Genomic DNA, 14,523 nt, shown 5'->3' with positions numbered 1-14,523 from the left:
CCGCCGCCCGGAGGGTTTTCGCGCCAAAGGCCGCCTGGCTTCGTTGCTCCTCAGTCGAAGATCCAGGGAGGATATTCTCCTTCGTTGCGCCTCGCCATCCGGCCTTTGGCGCGAAAACAGGACCCCGCGGAATTTTCGGACACGCTCTTATGCGACTACTCCTGTCTGTGTTCTGTTTTCTTGTCTCGCTGCGTGTCATCGACGTTGGACGTTGCGCCGAATCAAACTCAAACTGGCCGCAGTTCCGCGGACCAAACGGCCACGGCGTCGCCGCCGAAGGAAAAGCGCCGGCGCAGTTCGGGCCTGGGACCCATCAGCTCTGGAGAGTCGCGCTGCCAACGGGGCACTCGTCGCGTAAACCGATCCCGAATCGGGCCGGCGGGGAATTCTTCCTTCGTGACGGACAACGAATGGCGCATTTCGGAAGAGATCTTCGCGAAAGCCGAGAATGCGGTGTTCGCGGTTCGGCCCGGCGGGCGCGGCGACATCACGGAATCACATCTGGCATGGAAACAAACGCGCGGTCTCCCGTATGTGCCCTCGCCGCTCTTTTATGAAGGCCGCGTCTATGTGATCAAGAACGGCGGCATGGCATCGTGCTACGAAGCGAGGACGGGGCGGGTGCTCTATCAGGAAGAACGACTGGGCGCGCTCGGCGACTATTATGCGTCACCCGTCGCGGCGGATGGCAAAATCTATTATGCGTCGCAACAGGGCGTGGTGACCGTCGTCAAAGCGGGCGACACGTTCCACGTGCTGGCACGAAATGATCTGGAGGAACAAATTATGGCCACGCCGGCGATTGTGGACGGGAACATCTACCTGCGAACTGCGAATTATCTCTCCGCGTTTGGCTACTGAGACAGGGCAGCGGCGCCTGGCGCAAGACGGTCACGTTGCCGCCCGGACGCTACGAACTCACGGGCCTGGCGAAAGTGTCCGGACTTCCGCCGAACCTTGCCGGGACAGGGGTCTTGCTCCGCATTTCCGGAGAACGGTCCAGTGAAGGGATTTCAACCGCCAGACCTGGAGTCCGGTGCGTCATGAATTCACGACGGAAACCGCGGGAAACTTCGAACTGATTTGCGAATACCGCGGTCCGCAGGAAGTCGGGTTGTTCGATCTCGGATCACTTAGTCTTGCTACTCGCCAAAAAAACAAGAAGGCCGGGCTTTCACCCGGCCTTCCTGCAATGAGAACAAAGCGCTTAGTGATTTTGCCTCGGAGCTGCGCTGGCTACCAAGAGCCGTCAGCCGATGCGGCGCCGCAGACTTACGCCATTGCTACACACACGGAACAACTGCATTTTTGCATCGTCATTGACGGAGCTACAGTAGCCTATGCCCAGAGGCCTGCCAGTCACCAGTACTGGGGACAAGGGACAATCGGCTGGGGGCTCTCCAGCCATTTGTGAGACACATCACTAGCGTCTCAGGAACTTGGCTACGGCCTCGGTTCGAGTGCGGACCTGGAGCTTCTCGTAAATCCGCCGGATGTAAGTGTGAACCGTTTCGTAGCTTATGCCCAGTTTCTCGGCGATTTCCTTATAAAGAAAGCCCTGACTGAGGCAATCCAGAACCTCCTGTTCCCGCGCCGAAAGGTTCTCGGTCGGCTGAGCCGAAGCGCTGGTCTGTTGGAAGGATTGCACGACCTTGCGGGCGATGTGAGTGGTCATGGGCGATCCGCCCTGGACTACATCCCGAACCGCCGCCAGCAATTCATCGCGCGGCGTGCGTTTCAGCAGGTAGCCCGTGGCACCGGCAGCGAGAGCGTTGAAGATGTTTTCCGTATCCTCGTAAACGGTCAGCATCACAACCTGCGTCTCCGGAACAAGTTGCTTCAAGCGCCGAACACATTCCACGCCGTTCATTCCGGGCAAATTGATGTCCATCAACACGACGTTGGGACGCATTTTCGGCAGGGCCTCAAGCGCGGCTTCGGCATTCGAGTAGTGGCTGAGGCATTGGAAGCCTTCCGCGCGATCAATGACGCGCGCCAGCGTGCCCCGCAACTGGTCGTTGTCTTCGACGATGGAGACGTTGATGGGCATGCGGGTCGATTTCTGGACTGAAGGAATCATCCCGCGCCTTGCCCGTTCTTTGAAAGGAACGGGGCGAATTCGGATTCGAGATAGGGCGGAATGCGCGCTTTGATGCTGGCGCTGGCTTTTCCGTACCGGCATTCCAAGACCTGGCCGACGGCGTGCAGCCGCGCGATCACGTCTGAAGCGCCGTGCGGCACCCGCAACTCAACGAACTGGCGCGCCGGGCGCAGAAGGCTGCCCAACTCACACAGCAACCCCTCCAGGCCGGTGCCTTGCACGGCCGAGACGGCGACGGCGTTGGCGAAGCGATCGCGATACAGGTCCATCGCGGCGCCGGTTGTGAGCCGGTCAATCTTGTTGAAAACAATCAGCGTGGGTTTGTCCTGAGCGCCCAATTCGGCCAGGACCGTGTTGACGGCGGCGATCCGGTCGTCCGCGTGCGGGTGGCTGATATCGACCACGTGCAGCAACAGATCAGCCTGGACGACTTCCTCGAGCGTGGCTTTGAACGCTTCCACGAGCCGATGCGGCAGCTTCCGAATAAAACCCACGGTGTCGGAAAGCAGAACGTTTTGATTGGTCGGCAGCCGCAGGCGCCGCGTCGTCGGGTCGAGCGTGGAAAAAAGTTTGTCCTCGACCAGAGTCGAAGCCTGAGTCAGCCGGTTCAGGAGCGTCGATTTTCCGGCGTTGGTGTAGCCGACGATGGAGGCCAGGGGCCATTGGTTTCGTTTCCGGCCTTGTCGCTGCGTGGTGCGCTGCCGCCGCACAGTTTCCAGGGCTTCGCTGATTTTGTCGATCCGCACCTGAACGCGGCGGCGGTCGGTCTCCAATTGCGTTTCGCCTTCGCCGCGCATGCCGATGCCGCCTTTTTGCCGGGAAAGGTGAGTCCAGTAGCGTGTCAGGCGGGGCAACAAGTGCTGCAACTGCGCAAGCTCCACCTGGAGCTTGCCTTCGCGGGTGCGCGCGCGTTGCGCGAAGATATCGAGGATCAATGCGGTCCGGTCGAGGACCTTGCACTCAAAAATCCTCTCCAGGTTGCGGCTTTGCGCGGGCGACAGGTCGTCGTCGAAAATCACCGTGTCCACGTCCTCCTGCCGGCATTTGGCGGAGAACTCTTCGGCTTTGCCAGAGCCGATGTAGGTTGCCGCCAAGGGCGTGTCGAGTCGCTGGACGCCTTCGCCCACGACGTCGCCGCCGGCGGTTTTCGTCAGCTCAGCCAACTCGCTCAGGGATTCATCGATGTCCCAGCGGCTGCGTCCCTTTAACTCCATGCCAACCAGGAACACGCGCTCGGTGCGCCGGGTGGCGGTCGAAATCAGTGCTTTCAAATCGTGAGTGGGATTATACCTGGATGGTTCGCGCGGCGCAACTCAGCGCCGCAGCTTACCGAGCAACCGGGCAACCACGGATTCCGGAGTTTCGCCAGGCTGAATCATCAACCATTCCAAATCCAGTTGGCGCCGGAACCAGGTCCATTGCCGACGGGCTAACTGCCAGGTGCGCTGCTTGACGAGCGCCACCGTTTCTTCCAGGGATCGCTCGCCACGGAGATGCTCGACAACCTGCCGGTAGCCGATCGCTTGCATCGCCGTTCGATTCTCGGTCAAGCCCTGGTCCATCAATCGCTTTGTTTCCTGGACCAGTCCATTCCGAAACATGGTTTCGACGCGCTGATTAATTCGCTGCCGGAGATCGTCGCGCTCTCGTTCGAGGCCAAAAAACTGTCGCGTGGATTCGCGTTTTGCGGTTGAGGCGTGCGCATCCCCGCTCCGTGTCGTCCAGGCTGCTCGCTGTGTCGAATACGCTCGCCCGCTCGTGCGGATGACCTCGACGGCGCGGACGACGCGGCGGCGGTTTTCTCTATCGATTCGCTCGTACATCGACGGATCCTTCCGGCGCAGCTCGTCCAGCAATTCTTCGAGGGGAACCCTCTCCAACTCCCGGCGCAGCGTCGTGTCGGGAGCAGGCGACTCGCCGAGGCCTTCGAGGAGCGCTTTGAAGTATAATCCCGTGCCACCGCAAATGATCGCGGTATTCCCTCGGCCTCTGATCCCGGCCAGAGTTGCCTCGACGTGGTTCACCCAGGCCGCCGCGTCAAACGACTCGGTCAAACCTACGACATCCACCAGGTGATGCGGCACTCTGGAACGTTCGTCCAAACTCGCTTTGGCGGCGCCGATGTCCAATCCGCGAAAAACCTGCATTGAATCTGCGGAAATGATCTCTCCCTGGACTCGCTCCGCGAGCAGGCTCGCGACGGCCGACTTGCCCGTCGCCGTCGGGCCACCGAGCAAGATCACGCCTTCCAAGCTCACTGGCGCTGCTGGCATGAGGTCTCGCTGGTGATGGACTTCGTCTCCTCCATCCGTTCCTCGAAGTGCTCACGCAAGAACAGACCTGGCATGTTGTGAGACACATCACTAGGCCCGCCTGGTGGCGTCCTCCCTCGGTGGACTCTGCGCGTGGCCATTCTTCCAAGACAATAAAAACAGCAGTCCCACGCCGACACAGATGGCGCTGTCCGCGACATTAAACGCGGGGAAACCGATTTCACCGCCACCGCGCTGGTTCACGTAAAATCGAATGAAATCGATCACATGCCGCCGGTCTTCATGCACCCGATCAATCAGGTTGCCCACGATTCCTCCAAAGAGCAGCCCCAGCGCGATTTGGCCGACTGGCGTCCCGGAGTCAAAATGCCGCCGGCCCAGAAAAAGAACGCCCAACGCAAGCACCGACACCATAGCTAACACCTCATTGTAGTCCCGGAACAGGCTCCAGGCCGCCCCGGTGTTGCCCCAGTGAACCAATTTGAAGAATCCATCAATCACAATCCATTCCTGCATGTACGGGAGGTAGCGCTGCACCAGGTATTTGGTGATCTGATCCGCGAGCACGATCAGACCTGCGGCGATCGCGACGCGCATATTGGAATTCGACGCCATGCTGTTTGCCGAAATATACTCCGCGTCGGAGGAAGGGGTGTTGGTGTTCAAAGGGTCTTGGGCAGGTTTCCGCCCCATCCGTCGCTCAACTCATGCGCATGGGCATGAGCACATAGAGAAACGGCCCGTTGATCTTGAGCACGCCAGGGCTGAGCTCGTCAATCAACTCCAAAAAAACCTCATCGTTGTCAAGCGCGCGCAATGGGTCCATCAGGTAGCCGGGATTGAAAGCGATCGCCATATCTTTTCCTTTGTAATTGATGGCCAGACTTTCGCGCGCTTCTCCGACATCGGGCGTATTCGCCATAATCGCGAGACTATTCTTGGCGAAAGTCAGCTTCACCGAATTGGACTTTTCGCTGGTCATAATTTCGGCGCGTTTCAACGCCTGCAGGAGTTCCTCGCGCACAATGGGTACCCTTTCCTTGACCTGCGTAGGGATCACTTGCCGGTAATTCGGATAATTGCCCTCCACCAACTTCGAAATCACCACGACGGCAAGGCCGCCCTCGCCGCGCAAATTGAAAGCCACCTGATTCTCGCGAGGCCGGACTTCGATGTCGCCTGATCCTTGCAACAAACGGCTCAATTCATTGACGGCCTTGGTCGGGACGATGAACTCCAGACTCACGCCTTCCAGACCTTCCGCTTCCTCATCCACGAGGGCGAGACGCCGGCCATCCGTCGCCACCATCGTCACTTTGTTTTCTTTAACGCTGAAGAAAATCCCGTTGAGGACAAAACGCGTTTCATCGGTCGAAATGGCGTAACTGGTTTTCCGCAACATGCTGCGCAGCTTCTCTTGCGGGAGCACCACAGCGCGAGTCTCTTTGAAATTGGGCACGGGCGGGAACTCCTCCGGCGCCATGCCATTGATGCGAAAGAAGGACGCGCCGCATTCCAGAGCGCAGGAATGCTTGTCATCCACGTCCAATTGCAACTCTGAAGCGCCAAGCTCTCGAACGATCCCAAAAAACCTTTTGACCGGCAAGGTCACGGCTCCGGGCTTAGCCACCTTCGCTTCCACTGAACACGAGACCGTAACATCCAGATCGGTTGCCGTGAGTTCCACTCTGTCATCACCCGCGTTCAACAACACGTTCGAGAGGATAGGCAACGTGGTGCGAGTGCTGACGACATTTTGCACCGCTTGCAAACCGACAATGAGTTGCTCTTTGGAAATGGCAAGTTTCATGACAGATATAATACTCTGAAATTTGGTCCAGGAAGTAGAGTATTATTATGGGTTGTGAATAATTGAAACAACTCATGGTGTCAAGGGCCGCCCAAGGACTTAGGTGAAATTGACCCTCTGGTACAACTTCCCAACAGCCCCTGAATCCCCGACACGCTAAAGGTTGTTCGCAAGGATTCAGCCCGAAACTAACAACTTACTTGCTGCGAACGCTCGTCTGGCCGAAAAATCCCTTGCCGCGAACGTGAGCGTATTTATGAAATGGACCACTTAGCTGCGCTCGTTTGGATCGGCGGTCGGAAATCGATCAGGGAATGCGGAATTTCCGGCATGGCGGACAGCCTGAGCGTTCGCTCCGACACCCCGAGGGTTCGTTGCTCCACGTACCCGGACCCCGCTCGTTAAAGTCCTCGCCTCCAGGCAAATTGAATACATAGGCCGCGCCAGCGTCCGCCTTCTCCGGCCGGTCCACTCCCAAAGCGCCCACCAAGATCGTGCCCCCGGAAACTGCGACCGCAGAGCCAAGACGATCGTCACTTCTTCCGGGGTCTGGCCGAGCGGCCAGCGGACCAGCCGGTCCTGCCAACCACACCACAGGGCGCCGTCACGTGAAACCTCCAGCGCGTTGATCACGTCGGCCGAACTCCCCTGGATTTGCAGTTGGCCATCCCGCAGCAGAAAAAGCCGATTGCCATGCGCGATCCACGCCACGCCGCCCGGTTCGCACACGATCGCACACGCTGAATCGGGCCACGACGCTCCTGGAACAGCGAGTTCAGAAGCCTGCCCTCCGGCGATCTGCCACAGCCCCTGGCGTGTGCCGACGAACATGCTTCCATCCTTCCCTTCTTCCAGCGTCCGCACATTTGCGGTTCGGAGTCCCTCCGGCGTGCGCCATTGTCTGAAGTGGCCTCCCTCATACACGACCAGGCCGGCGGAGGTGGCGATCCAGAGTCGTCCCACGTGATCCACATGCAGATCGTACGACCCAAACGACTGCAACGACTGCGTTCTTCCCATGAAACCTGACGGTAGGGCGAGCCTGTCCCCAGTGAGCCTAGTCCGACGTGTTCCACGCACGTCGAGCAGCTCGCCGGGACAGACTCGTTCGATCCGTCATCGTTTGCTGGAGTGCTTGACGGATCCTTGGGAGAATTCGATTCTTGCGGTATGACGCTTGCAAAAGTTCAGCAAAGTGTGAAGGAACTCTCGGTTCAAGAGCGGGCCGAGTTGTTGGATCGGCTTTGGGATGAACTCCAACCCGAGGGGATTTTGCAGCTTCAAGAGCGCTGGGCGATGGAGTCAGAGTTGGCGTGATTGGCGTGATTGGGGGTCGCGTGATTGGGGGTCGCATTTCACAATTTCAATTTGACAATTGGCGATCCTCGTTTGATTCGATTTGTTGAATTAATATGTGGGACTGACCCCTTTGCTCCGATTCACGCTTCGCCTCTATCCGCCAGCCGCGCCACGGCGTCGCCCAGTCGGACGAATTCGACCGATTGGCCGCCGTAGTTTCGGTTGAAAGCTGGCGTGGCGTCGGTCGCGACCACCAGCAGCCTGGCCTTGGGGTAATGGCGCCCGAAGGCCAGCAGCCCGGCAGCATCGAAATCCTTCGCCGACCACTTGCACTCCAGCGCCAGCAGCGGACCGCGCCGGGGCGCCCAGACGAAATCCACTTCGTGCCCCTGCTTGTCCCGCCAGAATCGAACGTCCACCCTCCCGGTTCGCCCCACGATTTCATTCAACACAAAGTGCTCCCACAACTGGCCGAGATCCTCGCGCCGCAATTCGGTCCAGCCGCGATGCGCGCAAACGAAGCCGGTGTCGAAACCATAGACCTTCGGCGCGGCGATGATCTCGTGACTGCGCCGCGAGCTGAAGGGCCGGAGGACGAGCATCACGCCCGTGGCCTCCAGCACAGCCAGATAGTTCGTAATGGTCGTGCGGCTGACTTCGCAAGGCGCGGCGAAACGCGTGGCCTCAAACAACCCGCCACTTTGCGCAAAAAGCAGTTCCACGAACCGCTGAAACGAAGCGCGCCGCTCCAGACGGAACAACTCCTGGATGTCCTTGGCCCAGAAAGCATCCATCCATTCCTGATAATCCCTTTCCGGAAGGTCGGCGGAGAGGAAATAGGGCGGCAATCCGCCGTGGAGCAGGCGATGCCGCAGGTCCGAGTTCCCGAAATACTCCAAATCCACCTCTATCATCGGAGTCAGCCAGAGTTCCACCTTGCGGCCCGCCAGCGTGTCGCGAAAGCGCACACTCGCCCCCAGTGTGGAAGAGCCGGTCGCCAGCACCCGGATGTCCGGGAAATGGTCGGCGGCGATTTTGAGCAGTTCGGACGGATTGGGCAGCCGATGGATTTCGTCCAGCACCACCCGCTTGCGCCGCAGGCCGGCGAGAAAGGCCTCCGGGTCTTCGGCGGCCCGGCGCACCCGGGGCAGTTCGCAGTCGAAGTATTCCACCCGATCGAGCGTCTGCGCCAGACAGGTCTTGCCGGTCCGTCGCACACCGCGCAGCCAAACGATGGAGCGCTTCCGCCAGGCGGCCTCAAGGTGATCCAGCCAAAAGCGGCGTCTTACCATACGCAGGCAGAATGGCGTTTAGCCCAACCAAACGCAAGCGTGGTTTCGTTTGGTGAAACGTGAAACGTGATGCGTAACTGGCAACTGACCACTGACCACTGACTCTCAACTCTCATGAACGACCTGAAATTTGCTTTCCGCCAACTGCTGAAAAACCCCGGCTTCACGTTCGTGGCGGTTTCGTCGCTCGCTGTTGGCCTGGCGCTCGCGACGGCCACATTCGCGATGGTCAACGCTTACCTGATTCGCTCGCTGCCTTATCCCACAGCCGAGCGTGTCTATCATGTGATGTACGCCCCACCCGGTCCGTACGAGCCGCGTGGCATGTCTGAAATTGACTGGAGGTCGCTCGGCGACGTCCTCGAGGACACGATCACGCCGTCGAGCGCGACGTTCTACGTGATGGACGATGGCGTCGTGAAAACATTTCGCGGCTTGCGCGTTCCGCCCGGGTTCATTCGCGGTCTCGGCGTTCAGCCAGTGATCGACGTTCGGCAGGGCTACGACGATGCGGATCTCCGAGACATTTATCTGCCTTTTCTTCAAGTGCCGGGGCGCTTCGCGTCGGTGCATGTGCGCGCCACCGGTGCGGCTTCACGCTGGGAACAAAGGATTCGTGCGGCGGCAATCCAGCTCGAGCCGTTCGTTTAAGTGGCCGCCACGCGGACGATTGTGAGCGAGGATCGGAAAGGGGCGGGCACGCGCTTCCTGACTTCCATGCTGACGGGTTTCGCTGTCTTCGCGGCGCTCTTGGCGTCTCTTGGAATCTATGGGGTGACGACTTACACCGTGCAGCAGCGCGAACGCGAGATCGCCATCCGAGTGGCCGTGGGCGCGAGTCGAGGCTCCATCATTCGCCTGTTCTTGAAGGAGGGCGTCCGCGTCCTGGGCATCGGCCTGGGTTGCGGACTGATCGGGGCCATTGGCGCCACAAGAATTCTTCAGAACCAGGTTTACGGCGTGCAGCCGTTTGATGCCGCGACGCTTCTATCCGTGTTGGTCTTAATGAGCTTCGTGGGATTGCTCTCCATCTGGCGGCCGGCGAAACGGGGCGCGATGCGGGATCCCATGACCGTGTTGAAAGAAGGTTAATGCCAAACCTGCCAGGCGTTGTCCTAATTAATTAACGGCGGTGGGGCGAGGCTCCCGCCGGCTCCCGCCGAGCCTTTCGTCGATGGTACTGGCTCGGCAGGAGCCTCGCCCCACCTTACTGTAACTACCTTAACGAAGGCGCGCTGGATTCTCTCTCGGCAACCGAGCCAGGGCACTTCGGTCGCCGAAGGTGAAGCGCGTCCGTTACGGAGCGCGTGCGCGGAGAAACCGGGCGGTTGCTTGCGAACCTCTTTCGATGGTGTAAGGGCTCTTGGGGTTTCCAGCCACGTCCGTCCACGGGCCGGTGACTGAATTGGCGCTTTGCAGCACTCCGCCAAATTCCACGACGACTTTGTCGGCGTCCCTCTTGATCGAGATGAGCGGCTTGGGCGCCGCCAGGGCACCGGTGTGGATGCGGATGTTGTCGAAAGCGACAATCTCGTTCCAGAAGGTCGAATTGGACTCGAAGCGAACGACCAACTGGGTGGCGCCGTCGGGAATGTCGTAGGTGAACTCCTTCGCGACAATTCCCACCCTTTTCGTGTAGTCGGGTTTCACCAAATCAGTTGGTCCTCCCATTCCGTCTCCGCCCTTAATTCTTTCAACGAGGAATTTCTCGTTGGCTGTGGGGGCTCCGTACCTGGCCAGTTCAATGAATTCACCCGTGTTCTTGAGGTCCACTTTGATCGAGAAAAAGTCGTCGGCGCCGAGATCGAAATCGACTTCTGTGCCGGCCAAAGCCAAGGTCAATTTAAGGTTGGTCTTGCCGGTGACGTTGACGGGTTTCAGCGTCAGGCTGCGGGGTTCATTGATCGTGCCGAACGTGGAGTTGGAGATATTGGGTTCATTCAAATCCGCCCCGGCCCAGTATCCGGTTCCTTCCATCCCGCTGATGAGACCTCCCAGGAGTTGGACCCCTTTCTCCGTGGCCACCAGGAATGGACGCGTCGAGACGACCCCGGCGTCATCCGTGAATTGATACGTCGCCACCGTCACTGATCCTGCGGGCAACCCCAGCCCGACAGTGTCGAAAGGCTGCGCGGCGTTGACAAATTTGATCGTGGCCGGCAGTCCGGCGGCGATGGGATGGGTGGTCGCGGCAATCTTGACGTCCCCGGGGTCAAAGGTCGTGTCATTCAATCCTCGAGTGGCCAGAAGCATGTCACCGGCAAGATCGCTGGCGAAGCACAGTAAGGGCACGGTAGCGTTAGCCAATCGGATGGGGTCTCCACCCGTGCTGGAATTGATGATGAAGTCCACCTTGTCGGCGGTGATTTTTGCCGGCAGCGTGACGGAAGTGTCATCATCGATCACGGTATGGCCCTGGGCCGTCAGCGTCGAAATCAAGTATTGGTCGCCCAGGCTGTCGGCGCCGGCCGGCGCGCTGAACATCACGACCATCTTCTGCTTGCCCTCGGTTAGCCACTTGATCGTGGCATCGAGCAGTTTCTTGCCGTCGGCGGTGAGCGAGGCGGGATCAAGCCCGTGATTGAAGAGCATCGTGGCTCGCCGGGCGGGCGCGGGGAAGGGCACGCCGACGACTTCACCTTTGGCCACGACGTCCACATTGCGAGTCCAGTAGGACGTGCCCGCGGGCACCGGGACGGCCTGGCCATTCTTCGGCACGAAGCCGCGGCCTTCGACCGTATAGCGAGTGCCCTCGCCCTCGGTGTTGAAGTCTTCCACGTAGATGATGTTGCTGGCGGCTGGAGGAGGCGTCACGGGTGGCGGAGTGGTGGTGCCACTGGTGACGCCGGCGGCGTAATCCACCGTCTGAAGGACCAACTGTTTGCCCGCGGCGGTCAAGTTCGCAAAGTCGAGCGCGGTGTTGAAGTCCGGGGCCGCATTCTGGCCTAGGAACAGGCCGATGCGTTTGTTGGGCGCCACGCTGCCATCGACGAGCTTGTCGCCCTTCTCATACACGAAGATCGTGGGGAAGGTGCCGTTCTCCTGCACGCTGGCCACCACATCGGCGTCCGGCGAGGGCAAGCCGTAGCTGAGGCTGTAGAGTTCGTTGTAAACCTTCACCTTCCCGGTGAAACCTTTCGCGATGGGATGATCCGCCTTGCGAATATAAAGCGAATCCCGTCCGTCATTGATCGGCGTGTCCGCCACTTCCGTGCGGCTCGTGTTGCCCCACTGCGTGAAATCATTGGAGCCGTCCGCGGTGCGCTTGACCCAATCGGCATTGTCAAACATGTAGGCCTCGAAGGAAATGATCGGGACGTCCGTGTTCTTGAGGCTGAAGACGCCCGTGGCGTCGCCGGCGGGATCCAGGACGGAAGTCGAACCGATGGTTTCGGAGAACACGACGACCTTTTTGCCCGCCGCGGCGGCGCGCAAGTCCTCCGGCGTGCTGCCGCCGGCGCCAAAGAGCGTCACGACATAGCCATTGGCGGTGAAGAACTCGATGAAAGCCGGGTCGGCGTTGATCGGCGAGTCAGCGTTGCTGGTCACAAAGAGCATTTCGCCTTTGGACGCAGCCAGAACCGGCTTAGCCAGCGTGAGCAGAAGCGACAAACCCAGAAGCCAATTGAGACTCCAGCGACCGGCCGAACCAGGAACAGGTGGATGTGGATTCATAGAATTAGAATGATTGCGAGCGCTCTCTTACGGGGAACAGGTTGTTTCAATAACGAATAGATACGACGGAGTGGTCAGCGTTTGACCACGCCGCTGATCGCAGCCGCGCCCGCCCGCGGCCCGTTGCGCGCCAGCCCGGCCAACCCGCGCTATTTCAGGGATGGGAGCGGCCAGGCGATTTACCTGACCGGCGCGCACCCCTGGAACAACCTGGTCGATATGGGGCGCCACGATCCGCCGGAGAAATTTGATTTCGACGCTTCATTAGACAGGACAATAATCCAACCGAGCGAAGGCGCAAAGGAAGTCGTTACAGCGTTGGCGTTCTTAACCTCAGTCAGTGCGGTTGGCCTGTTGCCCAATATTTCTCAGCAAGGTGTGGGCGCAAAGGTCGGCGAAGCGCGCGTCGTTGATTTCGCAGTCCGATTCGATGACCTCGATGTCCTTTCGGAGATGTGACTTGAGATTGTCGAACAGAGCGCGATCAGCTTCCGGATCGTGGAACTTCTGGCCGGGCGCGCTGATGACGCTGATGGCTTTGTCGGGGATCAGCACCGTGACCGGACCTTTCGACAGATTCAGCTTTTCCGCGAGGATTCTTCCCAGTTGGGCGCATTCTTCGGGCGTGGTGCGCATCAGGGTGACCTGCGGATTGTGGGGGTAAAAAGTCCGGCCCTGGAATTTGGCGGGGACCGATTCGGGCCCGTAGAAATTGACCATGTCCAAACAGCCGGGCGCGACGATTGCGGGCACCGCGTGTTTGGCCGCGGCCTCCAGACGGGTCGGGCCAGCGGTCAAAAAGCCTCCTGCCAATTCGTCCGCCCACTCGGTGGTCGTGATGTCCAGCACCCCGGCCACGATTCCCGATTCAATGAGCGATTCCATGGTCCGTCCCCCGACGCCGGTGGCGTGGAACACGAGCACCTCATAACCGGCTTGTTCGAGGAGTTTCTGGGCGCGTTGCACGCAGGCCGTCGTGTTGCCAAACATGCTGGCGACGATGATCGGCTTGTCCTCGCCCGGCGGCACTTTGGCCTCGACCATGCCGCAAATCGCACCTGCTGCTCGGGTCAAAATCTGTCGCGAAATCCGGTTAATCCCCGAGACATCGACAATCGCGGGGAACATCACGATATCTTTCACCCCGACGTATTGCGCCGTGTTCCCGCTCGCGAGTGTCGAGACCATGACCTTGGGAAAACCAATTGGAAGCGCTCGCATGGCAGCCGTGGCAATTGCCGTCCCGCCACCGCCACCGAGTGAAATCACGCCGTCGATCTTGTGTTCCTCGGCCAATCGAGCAAGGACGATGGGAGCGCCTTTCGACATCGCGGCCACGGCTTGGCCTCGATCCCTCCTGGCGGCGAGGGCCGCGAGGTCCGCCCCCGCGGCGGCGGCGACCTCCTGCCGGGGAATGTCCGGGCTAAACTTCGGTGGATCCAGCGTGCCGGCGTCGATCACCAGGACCTGATGGCCGCGTTGCCGGATGAGTTCGGCGATGAACCGATGCTCCTCGCCTTTGGTGTCGAGTGTTCCTAAGACTGCGATCGTCGGCATGATGCCTTTTGCGTGATTGGTTTGGTCAGCAATTCTCATTGTGACCTGCACGTAGTCCCGGCTTTAGCCGGCCAACGCACAAAACCGGCTAAAGCCGGGACTACATGCGAGCCGCGCGCTCCCTCTGTTGCCAAAATGAGAATTGCAGGTTCAGTTGCGATTACTTGATCCCACGCGCGATCTTATGCCATATTCGGCGACGGGACGATCACAAATTCAGCCATGCACGATGTCGGCAAATTCCTGTTTGTCACGGGGATATTGATTGCCCTGGTTGGGTTGGCCCTGTGGATGGGCTTTGGACGCGGCTGGGTTGGCCGGTTGCCTGGGGACGTTCAGTATTCGCGGGGAAATTTCAGTTTCCATTTCCCCTGGGTAACTTGCCTGATCTTGAGCGCGGTGCTGACCTTCCTGCTCTGGCTGTTCCGCCGTTGACGGATGGCGGAATCGTGTTGCGACATTTTGGCCTACCGCTTTCGGCTTCGCTGGTGGCATTTGATCCAACCTATCCAACCT

Annotated in this window: 13 protein-coding genes; 4 read left to right on the top strand and 9 right to left on the bottom strand. The window is 59.7% G+C overall.

What is annotated here, in order from left to right; all coding sequences use genetic code 11:
- On the top strand, nucleotides 1-861 hold an 861-nt coding region (locus tag FJ398_18480; protein ID MBM3839914.1), incomplete at its 5' end, for a hypothetical protein.
- Nucleotides 862-1,423: 562 nt separating this feature from the next.
- Here the strand turns inward: FJ398_18480 and FJ398_18475 are convergent.
- From FJ398_18475 to FJ398_18445, 7 genes are all read right to left on the bottom strand, one after another.
- Nucleotides 1,424-2,050 carry a response regulator transcription factor gene (locus FJ398_18475; protein ID MBM3839913.1) on the bottom strand — a complete coding sequence of 209 codons (627 nt, stop codon included), beginning with the start codon at nucleotides 2,048-2,050 and terminating at the stop codon, nucleotides 1,424-1,426.
- 26 nt (nucleotides 2,051-2,076) lie between these two features.
- Entirely contained in the window at nucleotides 2,077-3,330 is a 1,254-nt protein-coding gene (hflX, locus tag FJ398_18470) for a GTPase HflX (protein MBM3839912.1), read from the bottom strand.
- Between the two features lie 84 nt (nucleotides 3,331-3,414).
- Complete coding sequence (miaA, locus tag FJ398_18465; GenBank protein MBM3839911.1) at nucleotides 3,415-4,374, bottom strand: tRNA (adenosine(37)-N6)-dimethylallyltransferase MiaA; 960 nt, start codon at nucleotides 4,372-4,374, stop codon at nucleotides 3,415-3,417.
- A gap of 90 nt (nucleotides 4,375-4,464) precedes the next feature.
- Entirely contained in the window at nucleotides 4,465-4,989 is a 525-nt protein-coding gene (gene lspA / locus FJ398_18460; protein ID MBM3839910.1) for a signal peptidase II, read from the bottom strand.
- Nucleotides 4,990-5,074: 85 nt separating this feature from the next.
- Nucleotides 5,075-6,184, bottom strand: a complete 1,110-nt coding sequence (gene dnaN, locus FJ398_18455) for a DNA polymerase III subunit beta (GenBank protein ID MBM3839909.1) — start codon at nucleotides 6,182-6,184, stop codon at nucleotides 5,075-5,077.
- Between the two features lie 307 nt (nucleotides 6,185-6,491).
- The gene (locus FJ398_18450; protein ID MBM3839908.1) at nucleotides 6,492-6,779 is read right to left on the bottom strand and encodes a hypothetical protein; all 288 of its coding nucleotides are present in this window, start codon (nucleotides 6,777-6,779) and stop codon (nucleotides 6,492-6,494) included.
- An 844-nt stretch (nucleotides 6,780-7,623) separates the two neighbouring features.
- Entirely contained in the window at nucleotides 7,624-8,775 is a 1,152-nt protein-coding gene (locus FJ398_18445; GenBank protein MBM3839907.1) for an ATP-binding protein, read from the bottom strand.
- A gap of 114 nt (nucleotides 8,776-8,889) precedes the next feature.
- Here FJ398_18445 and FJ398_18440 point away from each other — a divergent pair, with 114 nt between their 5' ends.
- A complete protein-coding gene (locus FJ398_18440; protein ID MBM3839906.1) occupies nucleotides 8,890-9,426 on the top strand; it encodes a hypothetical protein in 537 nt (178 codons plus the stop codon).
- 21 nt (nucleotides 9,427-9,447) lie between these two features.
- Nucleotides 9,448-9,867: an FtsX-like permease family protein gene (locus FJ398_18435; GenBank protein ID MBM3839905.1), complete on the top strand. Its 420-nt coding sequence runs from the start codon at nucleotides 9,448-9,450 to the stop codon at nucleotides 9,865-9,867.
- 204 nt (nucleotides 9,868-10,071) lie between these two features.
- Here the strand turns inward: FJ398_18435 and FJ398_18430 are convergent, their stop codons facing one another.
- Both FJ398_18430 and FJ398_18425 read right to left on the bottom strand, forming a co-directional pair.
- Entirely contained in the window at nucleotides 10,072-12,450 is a 2,379-nt protein-coding gene (locus FJ398_18430; GenBank protein ID MBM3839904.1) for a hypothetical protein, read from the bottom strand.
- 333 nt (nucleotides 12,451-12,783) lie between these two features.
- A complete protein-coding gene (locus tag FJ398_18425; GenBank protein ID MBM3839903.1) occupies nucleotides 12,784-14,007 on the bottom strand; it encodes a UPF0261 family protein in 1,224 nt (407 codons plus the stop codon).
- Nucleotides 14,008-14,229: 222 nt separating this feature from the next.
- Between FJ398_18425 and FJ398_18420 the strand changes: the two genes are divergently transcribed.
- Entirely contained in the window at nucleotides 14,230-14,442 is a 213-nt protein-coding gene (locus FJ398_18420; GenBank protein MBM3839902.1) for a DUF2905 domain-containing protein, read from the top strand.
- Nucleotides 14,443-14,523: the final 81 nt, after the last annotated feature.

Source organism: Verrucomicrobiota bacterium, from assembly GCA_016871535.1.
GTDB lineage: Bacteria > Verrucomicrobiota > Verrucomicrobiia > Limisphaerales > SIBE01 > VHCZ01.
Note: the sequence above shows the minus strand (reverse complement) of the source record. Positions and strands in the feature narration are given on the sequence as shown.